This window comes from Telluria sp. ZT3P25 (assembly GCF_059685895.1).
Map to the genome: position 1 here is coordinate 2,793,101 of NZ_JCASIJ010000001.1, position 19,706 is coordinate 2,812,806.

The window sequence follows — 19,706 nt, forward strand, 5'->3', positions numbered from 1 at the left end:
CTAACCCAGGAGCCTCTTGTAATTAACACTTAGCGGAACTTGGCGTCCGCCTCGCGGGCAGCGGCAATCTCGGTTTCGTAGCGGTCACCCACGGCCAGCAGCATCTCTTTGGTGTAATAGAGGTCGCCGCGTTTTTCGCCGTGGTATTCCAGCACGTGCGTCTCGACGATCGAATCGACCGGGCACGATTCTTCGCAGAAGCCGCAGAAGATGCACTTGGTCAGGTCGATGTCGTAGCGCGAGGTGCGGCGGGTGCCGTCTTCGCGCTGGGTCGACTCGATCGTGATCGCCATGGCCGGGCAGACTGCTTCGCACAGTTTGCAGGCGATGCAGCGCTCTTCCCCGTTGGGGTAGCGACGCAGCGCATGCAGACCGCGGAAGCGGTTCGACATCGGGGTCTTTTCTTCCGGGTACTGGACCGTGATCGAGCGCGACAAAGCGTAGCGGCCGGTCAGGGCCAGGCCCTTGATCAACTCGGTCAGCATCAGGCTGCCGAGGATTTCTTTCATACGTGACATGTGCGTCCCCTTACTTCCAAATATTCCACGACGTCTGCATCCAGGCGGCGATGAACACTAGCCAGATCAGCGTGATCGGAATGAACACTTTCCAGCCCAGACGCATGATCTGGTCGTAACGGTAACGTGGGAACGTACCGCGCACCCAGATGAAGAACGTAACCAGGCAGAACGTTTTCAGGAACAGCCAGAAGAAGCCGATGAAGCCACCCAGGGTGCCGCCCACTTCGAGGAAGCTGAATGGTGCCGACCAGCCGCCGAGGAAGAACAGCGAAGCCAGGCAGGCGATCAGGATCATGTTGCCGTACTCGGCCAGCATGAACATCGCGTACGACATGCCCGAGTACTCGACCATGTGACCGGCAACGATCTCGGATTCACCTTCGATCACGTCGAACGGGTGACGGCCGCACTCGGCCAGACCCGAAATCAGGTAGATGATGAACAGCGGGAACAGCGGCAGCCAGTTCCACGACAGGAAGTTCACGCCCCAGCCGGCGAACGTGCCCATCTGCTGACCGGCGACGATGTCCGACAGGTTCAGGCTGCCCGTCACCATCAGCACGACCACCAGCACGAAGCCCATCGGGATTTCGTACGAGATCATCTGGGCCGATGCGCGCATGGCGCCCATGAACGAGTACTTCGAGTTCGACGCCCAGCCGGCGATGATGATACCGTACACCTCGACCGAGGTGATCGCCATCAGCAGCAGCACGCCGGCGTTCACGTTGGCCAGCGCAAACTGCGGACCGAACGGAATGACCGACCAGGCAGCCAGTGCCGGCATGATCGTCATGACCGGACCGATCACGAACAGGCTCTTGCTGGCCTTGGCCGGGATCACGATCTCTTTGATCAGGAGCTTCAGGCCGTCGGCCATTGGCTGCAGCAGGCCACCAGGACCGACGCGGTTCGGACCGACGCGGATCTGGATCCAGCCGATGAACTTGCGTTCCCACAGCGTGGCGTAGGCGATCGCGATCATCAACGGTGCCAGCACCGCGATGATCTTGATCAGGGTCCAGGCGATCGGCCAGACCGGGCCGAGCAGGTCTGCACCGCCGGCGTTGAATGAATCAATGTAACCGGGCGCGGCCATTACTTGCTCTCCCCTGCTTTTGCAACTTGGATGGAACCGAACATGGCGCCCAGGCCAGCCACGGCCGGATGGCCGGCGGCGACACGCACTGCGTTCGATGGCAGCGTGGCGTCGACATCGGCGACCAGCACGGCCGAACCACTGCCTTGCGTGACGGTGACGCTGTCGCCGGCCTTGACGCCGATCGATTCAGCCACCGCTTTCGACAGTGTGACCAGCGGCGCGTTCGCGTCGGCGGTGCGCTGCAGCGGCTCGGCGCGGCGTGCCAGCGCATCGGTGAAGTACACCGGCACGTCGGTCACGCGCTCGAGCTGACCGGCTGGCGCATAGGCGCCGACGGTCGGTGCCAGCGTGGCTTTGTTGTTCAGCTTGCCCGACAGATCGGTGACACCCTTGCCGAACAGCTCGTCGCGGATCGATTCGGACGTGTCGTAGTCGAAGCCTTGCAGGCCCAGCAGGTTACCCAGCACGCGCAGCACTTTCCAGGCTGGACGGGTGTCGCCCAGCGGACGCACGGTGCCGTTGAAGCTTTGTGCGCGGCCTTCGCAATTGACGAACGTGCCCGAGGTTTCCGAGAACGGTGCGATCGGCAGCAGCACGTCGGCGTAGTCCAGGCCATGCTTGAAGGCCGACATGACGACGACCATCTCGGCAGCAGCCAGCGCAGCCGTGGCTTGCTGCGGATTGGCAGCGTCCAGTTGCGGCTCGGCGTTCAGCAGCACATAGGCTTTTTTCGGCGTGGCGAACGGTGCTTCGTTCTTGCCCGACGTGGCGCCCACCAGGTGGCCGCCGATCGTGTTGGCCGATTCGACCAGATAACCGAACGAGCAACCGGTCTGCTCGGCGATCCACTGCGCGGCGGCATGGATTTTCGACGCTTGCGGATGTTGCGCAGCAGCGTTGCCCAGCAGGATCGCGCCTGGCAGTTCAACGTCGCCGACGACGACCAGCGAGGCGGCAATGGCTTTGGCGATGTCCGACGCTTCGATCTGTTCGAAACCGGCTGGCGCCGCGATGCCCTTGTCGGCAGCGATGGCAACGACGATTTCCGACAGCGCGACCAGCCAGTCGCTTGGTGCGGCGATCAGTTTATGCGCGACCTTCATCAAGAGTTCGTCGTCCGCGCCAGCCACCAGCGACAGGCGCAGGCCCGACTTGGTGGCGGCGCGCAGGCGGGTCGCGACCAGCGGATGATCCTTGCGCAGGAACGAGCCGATGACCAGTGCGCGCTTGAGCGTGCTCAGCTGGGCGATCGGCATGCCGAGCCATGGCGTGACCTGGCCGTCGAGCGAAAAGTCGCTCTGGCGCAGGCGGAACTCGACGTTGTCCGAACCCATGCCACGCATGGCCTTGTTCAGCAGGTGCAGTTCTTCGACGGTCGAGTGCGCAGTCGCGACGGCGGCGATCGCATCGGCGCCGTGTTCGTGACGGATATTGCGCAGGCCGTGGGCGACGTATTCGAGGGCGGTCTGCCACTCGGCTTCCTGCCACATGCCGCCCTGCTTGATCATTGGCTTGGTCAGGCGGTCGGTGTTGTTCAGCGCTTCGTACGAGAAACGCTCTTTGTCCGACAGCCAGCACTCGTTGACCGCTTCGTTTTCGAGCGGCAGCACGCGCATGACACGGCCACCCTTGACCTGGACGATCAGGTTCGCGCCCAGCGAATCGTGCGGCGAGACCGACTTGCGGCGCTGCAGTTCCCATGGACGTGCCGAATAACGGAATGGCTTGCTGGTGAGCGCGCCGACCGGGCACAGGTCGATCATGTTGCCCGAGACTTCCGAGTCGACGGTCTTGCCGACGAACGTCGTGATCTCGGAATGCTCGCCGCGGCCCAGCATGCCGAATTCCATGACGCCGGCCACTTCCTGGCCGAAACGCACGCAACGGGTGCACTGGATGCAACGCGCCATCTCTTCCATCGAGATCAGCGGACCTGCTTCTTTCGGGGCCACCACGCGCTTTTCTTCTTCGTAGCGCGAACCGCTCTTGCCGTAGCCGACTGCCAGATCCTGCAACTGGCATTCGCCGCCCTGATCGCAGATCGGGCAGTCGAGCGGGTGGTTAATGAGCAAAAATTCCATCACCGACTTCTGGGCCTGCACGGCCTTGTCGCTGTGGCTGCGCACGATCATGCCCGGCGAGACCGGAGTCGCGCACGCTGGCAAAGGCTTCGGCGCCTTTTCCACTTCGACGAGGCACATGCGGCAGTTCGCAGCGATCGACAATTTCTTGTGATAGCAGAAGTGCGGAATGTACGTTCCGAGCTTGTTTGCGGCGTCCATCACCATCGAACCCGGTGGGACTTCAACTTTCTTGCCGTCTAATTCAATTTCAACCATGGGATCGTTACCTGACCTGGTTTAAAGGTATGAGGGCACGAGGCAGTGCTTGTGCTCAATGTGATATTCAAATTCTTCGCGGAAGTGCTTGATCATGGCCTGCACTGGCATCGCGGCCGCATCCCCGAGCGCGCAAATCGTGCGGCCCTTGATGTTGTCAGCGATGTTGTTCAGCAGATCCATGTCGTCCGGTCGGCCCTGGCCATGCTCGATGCGGTGAACCATGCGGTACATCCAGCCCGTGCCTTCGCGGCATGGCGTGCACTGGCCGCACGATTCTTCGTAATAGAAGTACGACAGGCGCAGCAGCGACTTGACCATGCAGCGCGTCTCGTCCATGACGATCACGGCGCCCGAACCCAGCATCGAGCCGGCCTTGGCGATCGAATCGTAGTCGAGATCGGTTTGCATCATCTGCTCGCCCGGCACGACTGGCGCCGACGAACCGCCAGGAATCACGGCCTTGATCTTCTTGCCACCGCGCATGCCACCGGCCAGTTCCATCAGGGTCGCAAATGGCGTACCCAGCGGAACTTCGTAGTTGCCTGGCCGCTCGACGTCGCCCGAGATCGAGAAGATCTTGGTGCCGCCGTTGTTCGGCTTGCCCAGCGCCATGTAGTTCTCGGCGCCGATGTTCAGGATGAACGGGACCGCAGCGAAGGTCTCGGTGTTGTTGATCGTTGTCGGCTTGCCGTACAGGCCGAACGAGGCTGGGAACGGCGGCTTGAAGCGCGGCTGGCCCTTCTTGCCTTCGAGCGACTCGAGCAGCGCGGTTTCTTCGCCGCAGATGTAGGCGCCGTAACCGTGGTGCGCGTGCAGCTGGAACGAGAACGTGCTGCCCAGGATGTTGTCACCCAAAAAGCCCGCGGCGCGCGCTTCTTCCAGCGCTTCTTCAAAGCGCAGGTAGTCTTCGAAGATCTCGCCGTGGATGTAGTTGTAACCCACGGTGATGCCCATCGCGTAGGCGCCGATGGCCATGCCTTCGATCAGCGCATGCGGGTTGTAGCGAATGATGTCGCGGTCCTTGAACGTGCCCGGCTCGCCTTCGTCGGTATTGCAGACGAGGTATTTCTGGCCCGGGAACTGGCGCGGCATGAAGCTCCACTTCAGGCCGGTCGGGAAACCGGCGCCGCCACGGCCGCGCAGGCCCGACGCCTTCATGTCGGCAATGATCTGCTCAGGCGTGATCTTTTCTTCGATGATGCGGCGCAGCGCCGAGTAGCCGCCACGATTGACGTAGTCGGACAGGTGCCAGTTGGTGCCGTTCAGATCCTTCAGGATCAGCGGCTTGATGTGACGATCGTGCAGGCTGGTCATTTGTTCAGTTCCTCAAGCAGGGCGTCGATCTTGGCGTCGCTCATGAACGAACACATGCGGTGGTTGTTCACCAGCATGACGGGCGCATCGCCGCACGCGCCCATGCACTCGCCTTCCATCAGCGTGAACTTGCCGTCCGCCGTGGTGTCACGGAAGTCGATGTTCAGGGCGTCCTTGATGCGCTGGGCCGCGCGTTCGCCGCCCGACAGGGCGCATGGCAGATTGGTGCACACGGTGATCTTGTGCTGGCCAACCGGCTTGACGTTGAACATATTGTAGAAAGTCGCCACCTCTTGCACGGCAATCGCCGGCATCTCGATGTAGTCGGCGATTTCCTGCATCGTCTCTGGCGACAGCCAGCCCAGTTCGACCTGGGCGTGGGCGAGCGAGGCCATCACGGCCGACTGGCGTTGATCGGCTGGGTACTTGGCCAGCTCCCGATCGATTTTTTGATAGCACTGCGGGGATAACATATTCTTCTCTGCCTTTCGGACTAGCGATCAATACTGCCGAACACGATGTCTTGCGTACCGATGATGGCGACGGCATCGGCGATCATGTGTCCGCGTGCCATTTCGTCGAGGCTCTGCAGGTGGACATAGTCCGGCGTGCGGATTTTCAGGCGGTATGGCTTGTTGGCGCCGTCGGAGACGATATAGATGCCGAACTCGCCCTTCGGATGTTCGACCGCAGCATACGCCTCGCCCTCTGGGACGTGGAAGCCTTCGGTGAACAGCTTGAAGTGGTGAATCAGCGATTCCATATTGGACTTCATGTCCATCCGGTTCGGCGGCGCAATCTTGTTATTGTCGATCATGACCGGGCCCGGATTCGCGCGCAGCCAGGTGATGCATTGCTTGATGATGCGGTTCGACTGGCGCATCTCTTCCACGCGCACCAGGTAGCGGTCGTACGAGTCGCCGTTGGTACCCACCGGAATATCGAACTCGACCTTGTCGTACGCTGCATACGGCTGCGTCTTGCGCAGGTCCCAGGCGATGCCCGAACCGCGCAGCATGGCGCCGGTGAAGCCCATCGCTTTAGCATCTTCCGGCGTCACGACACCGATGCCGACCGTACGCTGTTTCCAGATACGGTTATCGGTCAGCAGGGTTTCGTATTCGTCGACGTAACCATCGAAGCGCTTCGTGAACGCGTCGAGGAAGTCGAGCACGGAGCCCTGACGGTGTTCGTTCAGTGCGTCGATCGCCTTGGCGCTGCGGATTGGCGAAGCCTTGTGCTGTGGCATCGTGTCCGGCAGGTCGCGGTACACGCCGCCCGGGCGGTAGTAGGCCGCGTGCATGCGCGCGCCGGAGACGGCTTCGTAGACGTCGAACAGGTCTTCGCGGTCGCGGAAGCAGTACAGGAACGGGCCCATGGCGCCGATGTCCAGCGCGTGCGCGCCCAGCCACATCAGGTGGTTCAGGATGCGGGTGACTTCGTCGAACATCGTGCGGATGTACTGGGCGCGGATCGGCGCCTGGATGCCGAGCAGCTTTTCGATCGCCAGCACGTAGCCGTGTTCGTTGCACATCATCGACACGTAGTCGAGACGGTCCATGTACGGCACCGACTGCAGGTAGGTGCGGGTCTCGGCCAGCTTCTCGGTGCCGCGGTGCAGCAGGCCGATGTGCGGGTCGGCGCGCTGGATCACCTCGCCGTCGAGTTCGAGCACGAGGCGCAGCACGCCGTGCGCTGCCGGGTGCTGCGGACCAAAGTTCAGGGTGTAGTTCTTAAGCTCAGCCATTATTTCGTCCCGTAAGTCTCTTCGCGAATCACGCGGGGAATGTTCTCGCGCGGTTCGATCGTGACGGGTTGATAGATCACGCGTTTCTGCTCGGGGTCGTAGCGCATCTCGACATAGCCCGAGACCGGGAAGTCCTTGCGGAACGGGTGGCCGATGAAACCGTAGTCGGTCAGGATGCGGCGCAGGTCGCCGTGGCCATCGAACAGGATGCCGAACAGATCGAACGCTTCGCGCTCGAACCAGTTGGCGGCGCGCCAGATCGGCGTGATCGACTCGACCAGCGGCATGTCGTCGTCCGGGCAGAACACCCGCACGCGCACGCGCCAGTTGTGGGTCAGCGAGAGCAGGTGCACGACGACCGCAAAGCGCGGTCCTTCGTAGGTGCCTTCGCCGTATTCCGAATAGTCGACGCCGCACAGGTCGATCATCTGCTCGAAGGCCAGCGCAGGGGTATCGCGCAGGGCCATCATCGAGCGGATGTAGTCGGCGGCCTTGACCACCACCGTGACTTCACCCAGCGCGCTGGAAATAGCGACGCCCTCACCCAATGCAGTCTGCAGGGCGAGTTGAAGGGTTTCGAGTTTTGTCGTCATGGAGTACGCCGTCCGTTTTTAGCGCGCGATGGTATTGGTGCGCTTGATCTTGTTCTGGAGCTGCATGATGCCGTACAGCAGAGCTTCGGCGGTCGGTGGACAGCCTGGCACGTAGACATCGACCGGGACGATGCGATCGCAGCCACGCACGACCGAATACGAATAGTGGTAGTAGCCGCCACCGTTGGCGCAGGAGCCCATCGAGATGACCCAGCGCGGCTCGGCCATCTGGTCGTAGACCTTGCGCAGCGCCGGCGCCATCTTGTTGCACAGCGTGCCGGCAACGATCATGACGTCGGACTGGCGTGGCGACGGGCGGAACACGATACCGAAACGGTCCATGTCGTAGCGGGCCGCGCCCACGTGCATCATCTCGACCGCGCAGCAGGCCAGACCGAACGTCATCGGGAACATCGACCCGGTACGTGCCCAGTTGACCAGCTTGTCGGCTGTGGTGGTGATGAAACCTTCGTTTAGTACGCCTTCAATAGCCATGGCTTATTCCCAATCAAGGGCACCTTTCTTCCAGATGTACCAGAAGCCCACGACGAATTCGGCGATGAACACCATCATCGTGATGAAACCGGTGAACCCCAGTTCGCGCATCGAGACGCCCCATGGGAAGAAGAATGCCGTTTCAAGATCAAACAAAATAAACAGGATCGCGACCAGGTAGTACCGGACGTCGAACTTCATGCGCGCGTCTTCGAAGGCTTCGAAGCCGCATTCATACGGAGACAGTTTGGCATCGTCGGGTTTGTGCGGCCCGAGCAGGCGACCAAGCACCTGCGGGGCAACACCGACACCGATGCCAACCAGGATAAAGAGAAGAACGGGGAGATAACTTTCGAGGTTCACGATGAAGCCTTCTGAACGATCGGTTAATGGAACGCTGCAGAGATGCAGCACCGAATCGTGCGAACCTGGCTTCGAGCCTGCCGCCAGGATCGTACGACAGATCCTCGTAAAAAAGCCAGCTCAGGCATGAGGTAAAGACTCGTGCGCCCTTGCTGGCTTTCTTTCTAAATTTTGGTGCCGACGGCGAGACTCGAACTCGCACAGCTTGCGCCACTACCCCCTCAAGATAGCGTGTCTACCAATTTCACCACGTCGGCTGGAGAACAGTATTTTAACCTGCTTTAGCACTATCTTTCAATGCTCAAATTGCGCAATCACAAAGATATTTGCCATTTATTTGAATCATATCGCCGAACAATCTATTGGACGCTCTTTTACTGACATGAGCATGACAAAGTTCGTTGCGACACGATCGTTCATATTGCAAGGCTACACATGCAGGTTGCCTAACCCTGTCACGCGCCGCGGTATTCTACGCCTAAAAACAACAATGCGCCCGATAAAAGACGCATTGTTTTTGAACCACAACGGCGCGCATGGCACCGGGACAGCGTGACCTGGTTTTACGCCTGCGACGGCGCTGACCAGGTCGCCTAGCTGGTTGCTTACTTGGTCGCTGGTGCAGGCACTGCCGGCGCTGGTGCCGGGACTGCCGGGACCGCACTGCCGGCTGGCAGCGTCGGCACATCGGCCGGGGCCGTCTGCACCGGCGCCGTGACCGGAATACCGGCTGCAGGCGCCTGGGCGCGGCCCATCACGCCGGCGTTGTCGCTACCGGTACGGGTGTTGCCGATGTAGGCCAGCGTCAGCGTGGTGCCGAAGAACACGGCGGCAGCCACTGCCGTTGCCTTGGACAGGAAATTCGACGATCCGGATGCACCGAACAGGCTGCCCGAGGCGCCGGAACCGAAGGCCGCACCCATATCAGCGCCCTTGCCGTGCTGCATCAGGACCAGGCCAATAATGGACAGGGCCGAGATAACCTGCACGACGATAATAAGATTAGACCAGATCATTGCAATTCCATTCCAAGGTTTAACAGCGTTTCAAATTTTTTGTAATTCCAAAATCTTCGCAAAACTAAATGCGCAAGATTAAGTCTTTATGCGGCGCGCAGAATGGCAAGGAAATCGTCGGCTTTCAGTGCCGCCCCGCCGATCAGGCCGCCATCGATATCCGGTTGTGCCAGCAGCTCGCGTGCATTCTCCGGCTTCATGCTGCCGCCGTAAAGGATTTGTACGGTTTCTGCGGCATCAACGTTGCACTTGCGCACTAACGCGCGCATGTCGGCGTGGACTTGCTGCGCCATCTCGGGCGTGGCAGTCTTGCCGGTACCGATTGCCCACACCGGCTCGTAGGCCAGGACCAGGCGCGACACATCCTCGAAGCCCACCAGTTCCAGCACGGCGTGCAGCTGACCACCGACAACGTCGTTGGTCTCGCCAGCTTCACGCTGCTCGAGCGTTTCACCGATGCACACGATCGGGGTCAGGCCGGCATCCAGCGCCGCTTTTGCCTTGCGCGCGACCAGCTCATTCGACTCGCCGTGGTAGCCGCGGCGCTCGGAGTGCCCGACGATCACGTAACGGCAGCCGAAATCGTGCAGCATCGACACGCACACTTCGCCGGTGAAGGCGCCACATGGCTCGGTCGCGACATCCTGCGCGCCCCAGGCCACGCTGCTACCAGCCAACAACTGCTCGCACTGAAACAGGTAGGGCGCGGGGACGCACACCGCGCACGCTGCCTGAATATCAGGGCTCAAACCCGCCAGAATGCCTTGCAGCAGCTCGGCATTGACTGCCCGGCTGCCGTTCATTTTCCAGTTACCTACTACGAGTGTGGGACGCATACTACCCCATGTCAAATAACCCGCTATTCTAGCGGTCGATATTGTGGCGGTCAAACAATGGCTGACAGCATCAACCGGCCTGAAACCGCCCGTGGATGCGCCGCGCAGGGCCCGTGGAACCCGCCGGCGCCCTGTTGTTTTTGTGGTCAGTCGGCCAGTACCTGCAGCACGATCTTGCCCACGTGGGCGCTCGATTCCATCATCGTGTGCGCCGCCGCAGCTTCCGCCAGTGGGAACACATGATGAATCACCGGCTTGATCTTCTTCTGCGCAAACAGTGGCCAGACCTGCTCACGCAACTGGCGCGCAATGGCTGCCTTGAACGCGACCGGACGGGGACGCAGCGTCGAACCGGTGATCGTCAGGCGACGGCGCAGCACGTGATTCATGTCCAGGTTGGCTTGCGGCCCGCCCAGCAGCGCGATGACGACCAGGCGGCCATCGTCGGCCAGGCACTCGATCTCGCGCGCCACGTAGTCGCCCGCAACCATGTCCAGAATTACGTCGACACCACGGCCGTCCGTGAGTTCCTTGACCACAGCGACAAAGTCTTCATCACGGTAATTGATGCCCCGCTCCGCGCCCAGTGCTTCGACAGCGCGGCATTTGTCTTCGCTGCCAGCCGTGATGAACACGCGGTGACCCAGCGCGCTGGCGACCTGGGTCGCGGTCACGCCGATACCCGAGCTGCCGCCCTGCACCAGCAGGCTTTCGCCTTCGCTCAGGCGGGCGCGGTCGAAGACATTGCTCCAGACCGTGAAATAGGTTTCCGGCAAAGTGGCCGCTTCCAGCGGGGTCAGCCCTTCTGGAACCGGCAGGCATTGCTCGAGTGGCGCGGCGCAGTATTCGGCGTAACCGCCACCCTGCACCAGTGCGCAGACGAGGTCGCCCTTGGCAAAACCGCTGTCACCCAGGTCGCCGTCGACGATTTCGCCGGCCACTTCAAGGCCCGGCAGGTCGGAAGCGCCCGGTGGGACCGGGTATTTGCCCAGACGCTGGAACACGTCCGGGCGGTTGATACCGGCAGCATGAACCTTGATCAGGACTTCGCCGCTTTTCAGGACCGGCATTGGCCGTTCACACAGTTGCAAGACGTCGGGTTCCCCCGGCTTGGTAATCTCGATGGCGCGCATGGAAAGCTCCCGCATTAGCAAAACCGCAATTGTACGGGAGTCGGCGGCGGCTTGCCGGCCACCCAGGCGATCGTGCGCGCCGTGAATGATGCCTATGAATAGGTCGTGACCGTCACGCCCTGCTCGACCGCATCGAGCGCCTGGCGCGCCATGGTGCGGATACCGTCGTAGCTGCGCGCGGCGGCGATGAAGCGGCCCGTGTGGCAGAACACGGCATCCGGCACGCCCGTCACGGCAGCCAGGTCCGCTTCGCGCAGGCCAGCCCAGGTTTCAGGCAGATCGGCGCGCGCATCGAAGCTTTCCGTGTCGACCGACACCGTGTGCAGGATATAGCGGTTCTCGGTCAGGCTGTGGCTGATGACGAACAGGATCTTCGGCATTTCCTTGCGCACGATACTGCTCCACGGCAGCGCAGCATTCTTCAGGAACAGCAGCTTGCCGCCCTCGAGTACCTCGGCCTGGCGCACTTGCGTGACGGCCAGCATGGCACCCACGCGGTAACGCACGGCATTGCCCATGATGTCGGTCAGAAATTCCACGGCGCGCATGAACTGGCCCATGCGGTACTCGTCGACCGCTTCGCCGTAGCCCAGGCGCTGCTCGTCGAGCCAGCCCGGATTGAAGCCTGAAACCACGGCCGACAAGCCATAGCTGCCCGGCGCGTTCTTGGCCACGCCGACGTCCGACAGATCCAGGTACTGGACGATATCGACGTCGATGGCATACGCGATCTGCTGGGCCGTATCGTCGGATAGCGTCTCGCCCGTGTGACGCAGCGCCAGCGCCGCGACGCACTGCGCACCGTGATCGCGCCAGACCAGGCCGGCGCTGGCATACGGTACGCCGGACGGCCGGGTGGCATTGAATTCCTTCTGGTGGTGGTCGAACCGGCCCGTGGCCGGGTCCCACACTCCGCCGACGTCGATCGCGAAGTCGGCGGCATCGATTTTGGCCTGCTCGCGCGTGCGGATGACGTCGGCGTCGGGGAACAGCACTTTCAGGACGGCGACTGCCCACGCATCGTCTGCGTGGAATTTGCCGCCGTGAGTGGCAATCAACATACAAGCTCCAAATTGCCGCTACGCCGCGAATGCATCGGGCGCGCGAATGAGTCAAAGCCGAAGCCTACCATGCGAGGACACATTTCAGCCGATCTCAGCGCGCCTGACCGGCTTCGCCGCGGCGTTGAACGGTCGCCGCACCGGCACCCAGTGCCTGCGTCAGCTTCTTGTGGCGGTGCGCGAAAAACAGCTTGACCAGATAGCGCACGACGGGCGTGGCCAGGCGCGGCGTGAACGCCAGATGGTCGGTGATCTGGGCGCCCCGGCCATCTGCCGATGGCGTGATCACGCGCTCATGGCGCCACGAACGCATCGACAGCAGGTCAGATTCCTCGACGAAGCGGTGCCCTGGCTCCATCTCGGTAAAGCGCAGTTTGGACATATCGATCGGAAACAGACCGAACAACAGAAACTGGCAGCGACCCAGCACTGTGTTGAGCGCGGTATCGGGGCCGATATGCGTCATCGCGCGGGGAAAGACGACCTTGAGCAGCGGCCGCATTTCGGTACGCACGCCTTCGAGGGATGTCGACCAGGCCCAGGCTTCGCCGGTCGAGACCGGCACGTGCGTCGTCATCGTCAGTGTGACCTTGGCCATTGAGTGCTCCATGAATTGATTTTCCTTATCATGGACTGCCCTGCACTCCGACTCAGTTCGCCAGCCCGCATAACGGGTTGATTGTGACCTACCCATGAACAACCTACACCTCATGCACAATTCAGTGCGGACCAGACGCGAAAGCGCTCACGTTCCGCACCCGTTCGAGCAGGGCTTTTACGGTCACCATGCGGTCGAACGGACTATCAGGCAATACGATGTCGGGATATACCAGCGCGGGCTCCCGAATTCCTGAGGGACGGTCGAGCACGAAAAACGGGATGGTAAATTCCAGTCCGGTGTTCGGCAATGTAATGTTGCGCACGCCGCCGGTCTGACGGGCGCGCGCATACCCGCCGGCTCCTACCAGCTGGGCAAAACCGAAGTCTTGTACGACATTCGAGAACAGCACTGCAGATGAGTAGGTAATCCGGCCCACCAGCACATAGGTTTTCCCGGAAAAGTGCAGCGGGCTGCTCAAGTCGGGCTCAACCCAGGTATCGCCGAACCCGTGCACGATATCGCCAACTTTTTCCGCCCCTCTCGCCCGCCCTTCGATGACTTTTTTGACATAGCTCGAGCCATTACGAAAGGGCTTGTCGGCGATGTAAGGTACGACACCGGCTTTCCACATGTCGTCATTGCCGCCCGTATTCTCGCGAACATCGATCATGAGGGTCGTTACCTTTGCATCGCGGATTCTGGTGAATGCATCCTTGGTGAATGCATTGAAGGCCTGTTGGTCGGGCCATTGAAACTGGTTGATCGTCAGCAGCGCCGCGTTCCCGGGGAGCAGTTCGAACTGGAAGGTTTTTTTGAAACCGGAATCCCCTTCCATGTCCAGCGAAGGGGGAATCTTGCTGGTGCCTGCCATGCGTAGGTGTTTCGGTCCATCAGGGCTGGTCACGACCAGGTCAAATTGCCGCGGCGCCCCAAACACTCGCCAGTAATAGAACCACATGCGGCGTGACAGAAGATTGGCCCGCAATCCCGGCGTTTCGCCTCCCATGAGCGAGAGGAGTTCCTGCGCGACGCGGGCCGCAGGCACGCCGTTGATGTGCTCGATGCGCACGCCGGTCAGCGGACTCGTGCTGCCGTCGAGCTCGGCGCGGATGATGATGTCGCCGTCGGCACTGACCTGGACCTCATAAGGAAACAGCACACCGCCTGCTTCGAGGTGTGTCCTGGTGAGATCTGTCCATTTGGGTGGCGCAACGAGCATGTGAGCATCCGCGAACAGCGGATTAAGACTGGCAAGTACCCGCCATGCCTGGTCGCGGGTCATCGGCTTCTGTAACTGCGCATCGACTTGCTCGTAGGCCTTTCGGAGCGTTTCCCGGCTCGTAAACAGGCCGGGGTCTGGGTGGATCCTGTCGATTTCCTCTCGCATGAAGCGCAGGTCCGCTCGCAGGTCCTGCGCAGAAAATACAGACTCGTTCTGGGCGGTGCCCGGCGCTGGTCGTCCATTGTTTTCCAGGGCTGTGCTGTCGGCGGCAGCAAACATCGGAAGGCCAAGTGGCAGCAACATCAGACAACCTAGGGAATGACGAAAATATCTGTTCATTGCGAGTCCAGTTGATTGCCTTCCAGTGTGCGGCAGCCAGGCAAGCCAGCGCCGCCCGATGCATCAAGCGTCGCCGCCCGTCTTCGATGTGGTCGGCAGCGGCGTGCCCGGCTTCCAGGTACGCGACAGTGCCTGCGCTTCTTCGATCTGCTCCTGCGTCATGCGCTTGGCGATGGCGGCGCGCTGGTCGACGGCGTTGCGGTTGCCGCCGGCCGCAGCCAGGTTGTAGAGCATGTAGGCCAGCACGACATCCTGCGGCACGCCGGCCACGTGGTAGCGGTACATCAGCCCGAGGGCATTCTGCGCCTCGGCGTGGCCCTGCTCGGCGGCCTTGCGGAACCAGGTCACTGCGTGCTTCTGGTCTTGCGGCACCGAATTGCCCGTATAAAACATCGCGCCGACCACGTACTGCGCATCGGCCTTGCCCTGCAGGGCCGCTTTCTGGTGCCAGGCAAACGCCTGCTTGTAATCGCGCGGCACGCCCCGCCCCATGTAATACATGAGACCCAGCAGATGCTGCGCCTCGGCATTGCCGGCCTTGGCCAGCGGCGTGACTTCCTTGAGCGCGAGCGCATAGTTGCGCGCATTGTAGGCACTGGCGCCTTCGGGGAAGCCGGCCTGGGCGCTGCCCTGCAGACCGAACTGCAGGCACAGCGCCAGGAGGATTGCAAAGAATGGTGTCGTCATGGTTCGCCCACAGAATCCAGGTCGTTGCCGATGGCGCCGGGATACCCCCGGCCGGCGTGGTGGTGGCGCGCCCGTCATTTCCAGTTGACCTTGCCCAGCCCATCGAGCGCCACCTTGCGATTGACCGGCTTGCCCAGTACCGTCACCGACCCCATCCCCGACAGCGAGACGTTGATGCTCTGGCGCACATTGACGGTGGCATTGCCCAACCCCGACAGATCGAGCGCCACCGAGTCGACGCTGCAGCCCTGCGCATCAAGCCCACCCAGCCCGCCCAGCTCGGCCTTCAGGCGTTTGCTGCGACCGGTCAGGGTCACGAACCCCGCGCCGCCCAGGTTCAGGTCGATGCCCTCGCTGTCGATCCCGTTGATCTTGAGGTTGCCCACGCCGCCCAGGTTGGCGGTAATAAAACGATAATTCGATGATGATACCGACATTGACCCGGCGCCATCGAGATTGATGTCCAGTGACTGGCCGGCAAAGCCGCTGACCGTGGTGGCGCCGATACTTTCGGACGAGACTGCGCGCAGGTTCGGCAACACGAGTTCGGCCTGGATGCCGGACGAGCGGCCGAAGTTGAAGCCCCCGCGGCGGCCTTCGGTCTCGATATTGAGCGTGTCGCCGCGCTGCGTCGTCGTGGTGCGCGCCAGCAGGCGCGCGTCGCCCGTCAGTACCAGCGTGGCCGTTGCACCCTGGCGGATCACCAGGTCCCCGACCCCTTCGAGCGTTACGCGCACGACTTGCGCATCGACGGGCCGCGTTTCACTGGCCGTGTCCGGTGCGGCGCGCACGAGGCCCGCCGTGGCGCCCAACAAGGCAGCCACGGCGCCCAGCTTGAAAAAGTGATTCATCGCGGTTCTCCAGTCTGTTGCAGCCCGGGCCAATGCCGGGACTTGTCATGATGAAACTATAGCCCGAAACGCAGGTACCCCCGCCCGGTGTGCGATGAACTGCAAAAAACGGCGTCCGAACTGCGCAGCGGTGGCGGTTTGGGGCAGAACGACCGGGAGCCGATGCAGCACGCATGACCCCACGTCACCCTGCGCTGGGACAACAAAAACATTCTTTTTAAGCATGCCATTGCGCTAAGATGTTTCGCCGGTGGCGCACCCCGCCCCGGTCACACCCATTTGATTGCGATCCATTTCGAGGTCCCCATGCGCATGCGCCACTACCCCGCCCTGCTGGCCGGGTTCACCCTGTCGATGTCGGCATTTGCCGCACCGGCCGACGGGTGGACCTTGCCGGTCACCATGAAAAAACTCGACAACGGCCTGACCGTGATCGTGTCGGAAGACCGCACCTCGCCCACCGTCGGCGTCTCGGTCGTCTACCACGTCGGCATGCGCCTCGAGCCGAAGAACCGCACCGGCTTTGCGCACCTGTTCGAACACCTGATGTTCCAGGGCACGCTAAACGCGCCGAAGGGCGTCTTCGATACGACGATCACGGGCGGCGGCGGCTGGAACAATGGCTCGACTCGCCCCGACTTCACCAACTACATCGAGACCGTGCCAAGTTCGGCGCTCGAACCGATCCTGTGGCTGGAAGCGGACCGCATGAAGACGCTCGACTTCAGCGCCACCACGCTGAAGAACCAGCAGGACGTCGTCAAGGAAGAAATCCGCGTCAACGTGAAGAACCAGCCGTATGGCGGCTTCATGTGGATCGACATCAGCCAGCACGCCTTCCAGAAATGGGAAAACAACCACGATGGCTACGGCAGCTTCGAAGACCTGGAAAACGCCAGCCTGGACGACGTGCGCGCGTTCCACCGCGACTACTACGGCCCGAACAATGCAGTGCTGGCCATCGCCGGCGACATCACGCCGCAGCAGGGTTTTGCGCTGGCGCAGAAGTACTTCGGCGCCATTCCTGCGCGGCCGGTACCAAAAGGCACGGATTTCAGCGAGCCCCTGAACACGGCCGAAAAGCGTCTGCAGCAAAGCGACGCACTGGCGCAGGTGCCGGCGATTGCAGCGGCCTGGAAGGTGCCGGAACGCGGCAGCCGCGACCAGGCGCCGGTCGCCGTGCTGGCCGAACTGCTGGGCGGCGGCGATGCATCGCTGTTCTACCAGGGCCTGGTCAAGGGCCGCGAGATTGCACTGAACGTCGACATTCTGTTTGGCCTGACCAGCCCGTGGGAATACAACGGCCCTACGCTGATGACCGTCCATGCGCTGTACAAGCCCGACAGCAGCGCGGACGCCATCCTCAAGGCGATGGACGAAGAGATCGCCAAGGTGGCAAAAGACGGTGTCGACGATGCTACGCTGAAGCGCGTCAAGACGCGCATGCTGGCCGACTGGAACAACAAGCTGGAAAGCTTCGTCAACCGTGCCGACACGATGGCCAAGCTGCAGGTGCTGTGGGGCGACGCGAATGTCGTCAACAAGATTCCGGGCTGGATCGATGGCGTGACCTCAAGCGACATCCAGCGCGTCGTCAAGACCTATCTCGTGCCGACCAACCGCACCGTCATCGACCGCAAACCGGCCGCGATGATCGATGCCGCCAAGACCGCCGCGACGCCTGCCCCCACCACCACTGCGCCTGCCGGCGTGAACCAATAAGGAGCGCATCATGAACAAATTGATGCTCGCACTTGCCGTCTCGCTGGCATTCGCGCCGACGCTGCATGCACAAACCAAAGCACCGAACGGCATGCCTGCCTACGGCCAGGAAAAATCGATTCCCGCGCCGAAGATCGCGAAGCAGACGCTGGCCAACGGCTTGAACGTGTGGGTCGTGCCGCGCCAGGGCTTGCCGCGCGTGGACTTCGTGCTGGCGCTGCGTGGTGCCGGCTTTGCGGCCGACGCGCCGGCCCAGGGCGGCTTCGCAGCGATGCTTGCCGGGATGCTCAACGAAGGCACGACCAAACGTGATTCGCGCGCCATCGCCGAAGCGGCGCAAGGCATGGGCGGTGAAGTGGCTGCCAGCCCGGCCGCCGACGGCATCATCCTGTCAGCCAACGCCGTCGCCTCGCAGGCGGGCGGCATGCTGGACCTGATGGCCGAGATCGCGCGCCAGCCGTCGTTCCCCGAGAACGAAGTGGCGCTGGCCAAGGCCAATGCGCTGCAGGCGCTGCGCGTGGCCGAAACCCAGCCGGGTTTCCGGGCCGAGCGCGCGATCAAGAAAGCCGTCTACCTCGATCACCCTTACAGCCGCACCGATCCGACCGCCGAGTCGATCAATGCCGTGAATGCCGCACTGCTGCGCACCGAGCACGCGAAGCGCTTCCGTCCGGACCGCGCGCTGCTGGTCATCACCGGCCGCATCAGCGAAGCGGACGCGATGAAGCTGGCGCAAGCCGCGTTTGGCGACTGGAAAGCCAGCGGCGCCGCATTGCCGGACACGCCTGCCGTCGCCGCCAACGTGAAGCCGGCGCGCATCGTGCTCAAGCGCGACGGCAGCGTGCAGTCGACGCTGCGCCTGGGCAGCCCCGGCATCGCGGCCAGCGCTGCCGACCAGATCCCGCTGCGCCTGACCAGCACCATCATCGGCGGCGGCTTCTCGAGCCGGATCAACACCAATCTGCGCGAAGAAAAGGGCTACACCTATGGCGCCTCGGCCGGCGCGCGCATGAGCCGCGCGGGCGGCATGATGGTCGGCGGGGCCGACGTGCGCAATGAAGTGACCGGCGCGGCGCTGGCCGAATACTTCAAGGAGTACAAGCGCCTGGGCAGCGAACTGGTCCCGGCGGCAGAAATGGAGATGAACAAGCGCTACGTTGCGGGCGGCTATCTGCTCAGCAACCAGTTGCAGCGTTCGGTCGCCAACACGCTGGCCGCCAACTGGCTGGTGGGCCTGCCGCCCGAGTTCCTGGGCGACTACGTGCCGCTGATGCGCAAGGTCACGCCGCAGCAGGTGCGCACGGTGGCGCAGAAATATTTTGCGCCCGAGAAGCAGTCGATCGTGATCGTCGGCGACCCGTCCAAGCTCGATGCGCAACTGGCGCCTTATGGTGAATTTACGGTGAACGACAAGTAATCTATTCACCGCAATACCGGTGCATGCCCCGCGGAGTTTGCGGGGCATTTTTTTGCCTCAACCTTTATCTATCAACAAGTATGCAGCAGGAATAAGCGTGCATATTTAGCATGATAAAACGCCATGCACCAGCGTCATTATTCGTCAAACCAATTATTTCAACAGGATTACAACAAGAAAGTATTTACTTGCCTTGAATATCAATGCAGCAATAATATCAATGCGCTCGCATTGCATTCTTTGCATCGTGAAGTTCGGTGTGCAACGCATCGCTGGCACCACAAGGAAGCTCCGGAAGACCCATCAACGCTTACCACAACCTCACACTTCTACCAGTCGCGAAA

Annotated in this window: 19 protein-coding genes and 1 tRNA gene; 2 read left to right on the plus strand and 18 right to left on the minus strand. The window is 61.9% G+C overall.

The features are described 5' to 3' along the window. Positions 1 to 29: 29 nt before the first annotated feature. The 18 genes from nuoI to AC56LY_RS12490 all read right to left on the minus strand — a co-directional run bounded on the left by nuoI (position 30) and on the right by AC56LY_RS12490 (position 16,223). Positions 30 to 518 carry an NADH-quinone oxidoreductase subunit NuoI gene (nuoI, locus tag AC56LY_RS12405; protein ID WP_183557692.1) on the minus strand — a complete coding sequence of 163 codons (489 nt, stop codon included), beginning with the start codon at positions 516 to 518 and terminating at the stop codon, positions 30 to 32. 10 nt (positions 519 to 528) lie between these two features. Beyond that, complete coding sequence (gene nuoH, locus AC56LY_RS12410; RefSeq protein WP_499579845.1) at positions 529 to 1,620, minus strand: NADH-quinone oxidoreductase subunit NuoH; 1,092 nt, start codon at positions 1,618 to 1,620, stop codon at positions 529 to 531. Further along, positions 1,620 to 3,962 carry an NADH-quinone oxidoreductase subunit NuoG gene (gene nuoG / locus AC56LY_RS12415; protein ID WP_499579847.1) on the minus strand — a complete coding sequence of 781 codons (2,343 nt, stop codon included), beginning with the start codon at positions 3,960 to 3,962 and terminating at the stop codon, positions 1,620 to 1,622. The genes nuoH and nuoG overlap by 1 nt, the downstream gene beginning before the upstream one ends. Before the next feature lie 21 nt (positions 3,963 to 3,983). Further along, positions 3,984 to 5,279, minus strand: coding sequence for an NADH-quinone oxidoreductase subunit NuoF (gene nuoF, locus AC56LY_RS12420; RefSeq protein WP_258834890.1), 1,296 nt, complete (start codon positions 5,277 to 5,279; stop codon positions 3,984 to 3,986). Then, on the minus strand, positions 5,276 to 5,752 hold the full coding sequence (gene nuoE, locus AC56LY_RS12425) for an NADH-quinone oxidoreductase subunit NuoE (protein ID WP_258834891.1): 477 nt from the start codon (positions 5,750 to 5,752) through the stop codon (positions 5,276 to 5,278). Before nuoE ends, nuoF begins: the two co-directional genes overlap by 4 nt. A gap of 20 nt (positions 5,753 to 5,772) precedes the next feature. Further along, complete coding sequence (locus AC56LY_RS12430; RefSeq protein WP_183557677.1) at positions 5,773 to 7,026, minus strand: NADH-quinone oxidoreductase subunit D; 1,254 nt, start codon at positions 7,024 to 7,026, stop codon at positions 5,773 to 5,775. Beyond that, positions 7,026 to 7,619: an NADH-quinone oxidoreductase subunit C gene (locus AC56LY_RS12435; RefSeq protein WP_499579849.1), complete on the minus strand. Its 594-nt coding sequence runs from the start codon at positions 7,617 to 7,619 to the stop codon at positions 7,026 to 7,028. The genes AC56LY_RS12430 and AC56LY_RS12435 overlap by 1 nt, the downstream gene beginning before the upstream one ends. A gap of 18 nt (positions 7,620 to 7,637) precedes the next feature. Then, entirely contained in the window at positions 7,638 to 8,114 is a 477-nt protein-coding gene (locus AC56LY_RS12440) for a NuoB/complex I 20 kDa subunit family protein (protein WP_147933132.1), read from the minus strand. Between the two features lie 3 nt (positions 8,115 to 8,117). Then, positions 8,118 to 8,477 (minus strand): NADH-quinone oxidoreductase subunit A, encoded by a 360-nt coding sequence (locus AC56LY_RS12445; RefSeq protein ID WP_183557670.1) that lies wholly within the window; start codon positions 8,475 to 8,477, stop codon positions 8,118 to 8,120. Between the two features lie 172 nt (positions 8,478 to 8,649). Continuing rightward, positions 8,650 to 8,734 (minus strand) — tRNA-Leu (locus AC56LY_RS12450). Positions 8,735 to 9,082: 348 nt separating this feature from the next. Continuing rightward, complete coding sequence (secG, locus tag AC56LY_RS12455) at positions 9,083 to 9,493, minus strand: preprotein translocase subunit SecG (RefSeq protein WP_499579850.1); 411 nt, start codon at positions 9,491 to 9,493, stop codon at positions 9,083 to 9,085. An 86-nt stretch (positions 9,494 to 9,579) separates the two neighbouring features. Then, a complete protein-coding gene (gene tpiA, locus AC56LY_RS12460; RefSeq protein ID WP_499579852.1) occupies positions 9,580 to 10,329 on the minus strand; it encodes a triose-phosphate isomerase in 750 nt (249 codons plus the stop codon). A 146-nt stretch (positions 10,330 to 10,475) separates the two neighbouring features. Next, on the minus strand, positions 10,476 to 11,462 hold the full coding sequence (locus tag AC56LY_RS12465; RefSeq protein WP_499579855.1) for an NAD(P)H-quinone oxidoreductase: 987 nt from the start codon (positions 11,460 to 11,462) through the stop codon (positions 10,476 to 10,478). Between the two features lie 92 nt (positions 11,463 to 11,554). Further along, positions 11,555 to 12,523 carry an MYG1 family protein gene (locus AC56LY_RS12470; protein WP_499579856.1) on the minus strand — a complete coding sequence of 323 codons (969 nt, stop codon included), beginning with the start codon at positions 12,521 to 12,523 and terminating at the stop codon, positions 11,555 to 11,557. Positions 12,524 to 12,617: 94 nt separating this feature from the next. Beyond that, a complete protein-coding gene (locus AC56LY_RS12475; protein WP_499579860.1) occupies positions 12,618 to 13,121 on the minus strand; it encodes an Rv1443c family protein in 504 nt (167 codons plus the stop codon). 121 nt (positions 13,122 to 13,242) lie between these two features. Then, positions 13,243 to 14,649: a S41 family peptidase gene (locus AC56LY_RS12480; RefSeq protein ID WP_499579863.1), complete on the minus strand. Its 1,407-nt coding sequence runs from the start codon at positions 14,647 to 14,649 to the stop codon at positions 13,243 to 13,245. 99 nt (positions 14,650 to 14,748) lie between these two features. Beyond that, positions 14,749 to 15,372, minus strand: coding sequence for a tetratricopeptide repeat protein (locus AC56LY_RS12485; protein ID WP_499579867.1), 624 nt, complete (start codon positions 15,370 to 15,372; stop codon positions 14,749 to 14,751). Between the two features lie 74 nt (positions 15,373 to 15,446). Continuing rightward, entirely contained in the window at positions 15,447 to 16,223 is a 777-nt protein-coding gene (locus AC56LY_RS12490; protein WP_499579871.1) for a GIN domain-containing protein, read from the minus strand. Between the two features lie 306 nt (positions 16,224 to 16,529). On the opposite strand from AC56LY_RS12490, the gene AC56LY_RS12495 reads away from it, so the two are divergent. Both AC56LY_RS12495 and AC56LY_RS12500 read left to right on the plus strand, forming a co-directional pair. Beyond that, positions 16,530 to 17,945, plus strand: a complete 1,416-nt coding sequence (locus AC56LY_RS12495) for a M16 family metallopeptidase (RefSeq protein WP_499579874.1) — start codon at positions 16,530 to 16,532, stop codon at positions 17,943 to 17,945. A gap of 10 nt (positions 17,946 to 17,955) precedes the next feature. Beyond that, positions 17,956 to 19,362: a M16 family metallopeptidase gene (locus tag AC56LY_RS12500; RefSeq protein WP_499579877.1), complete on the plus strand. Its 1,407-nt coding sequence runs from the start codon at positions 17,956 to 17,958 to the stop codon at positions 19,360 to 19,362. Positions 19,363 to 19,706: the final 344 nt, after the last annotated feature.

Coding starts and splice junctions, on each gene's coding strand:
- AC56LY_RS12435 (WP_499579849.1), bottom strand. CDS start 7,619: ATGACGACAAAACTCGAAACCCTTCAACTCGCCCTGCAGACTGCATTG.
- AC56LY_RS12475 (WP_499579860.1), bottom strand. CDS start 13,121: ATGGCCAAGGTCACACTGACGATGACGACGCACGTGCCGGTCTCGACC.
- AC56LY_RS12465 (WP_499579855.1), bottom strand. CDS start 11,462: ATGCGCGCCATCGAGATTACCAAGCCGGGGGAACCCGACGTCTTGCAA.
- AC56LY_RS12470 (WP_499579856.1), bottom strand. CDS start 12,523: ATGTTGATTGCCACTCACGGCGGCAAATTCCACGCAGACGATGCGTGG.
- nuoG (WP_499579847.1), bottom strand. CDS start 3,962: ATGGTTGAAATTGAATTAGACGGCAAGAAAGTTGAAGTCCCACCGGGT.
- nuoH (WP_499579845.1), bottom strand. CDS start 1,620: ATGGCCGCGCCCGGTTACATTGATTCATTCAACGCCGGCGGTGCAGAC.
- nuoI (WP_183557692.1), bottom strand. CDS start 518: ATGTCACGTATGAAAGAAATCCTCGGCAGCCTGATGCTGACCGAGTTG.
- secG (WP_499579850.1), bottom strand. CDS start 9,493: ATGATCTGGTCTAATCTTATTATCGTCGTGCAGGTTATCTCGGCCCTG.
- AC56LY_RS12485 (WP_499579867.1), bottom strand. CDS start 15,372: ATGACGACACCATTCTTTGCAATCCTCCTGGCGCTGTGCCTGCAGTTC.
- AC56LY_RS12500 (WP_499579877.1), top strand. CDS start 17,956: ATGAACAAATTGATGCTCGCACTTGCCGTCTCGCTGGCATTCGCGCCG.
- tpiA (WP_499579852.1), bottom strand. CDS start 10,329: ATGCGTCCCACACTCGTAGTAGGTAACTGGAAAATGAACGGCAGCCGG.
- AC56LY_RS12490 (WP_499579871.1), bottom strand. CDS start 16,223: ATGAATCACTTTTTCAAGCTGGGCGCCGTGGCTGCCTTGTTGGGCGCC.
- AC56LY_RS12480 (WP_499579863.1), bottom strand. CDS start 14,649: ATGTTGCTGCCACTTGGCCTTCCGATGTTTGCTGCCGCCGACAGCACA.
- nuoF (WP_258834890.1), bottom strand. CDS start 5,279: ATGACCAGCCTGCACGATCGTCACATCAAGCCGCTGATCCTGAAGGAT.
- AC56LY_RS12430 (WP_183557677.1), bottom strand. CDS start 7,026: ATGGCTGAGCTTAAGAACTACACCCTGAACTTTGGTCCGCAGCACCCG.
- nuoE (WP_258834891.1), bottom strand. CDS start 5,752: ATGTTATCCCCGCAGTGCTATCAAAAAATCGATCGGGAGCTGGCCAAG.
- AC56LY_RS12495 (WP_499579874.1), top strand. CDS start 16,530: ATGCGCATGCGCCACTACCCCGCCCTGCTGGCCGGGTTCACCCTGTCG.
- AC56LY_RS12440 (WP_147933132.1), bottom strand. CDS start 8,114: ATGGCTATTGAAGGCGTACTAAACGAAGGTTTCATCACCACCACAGCC.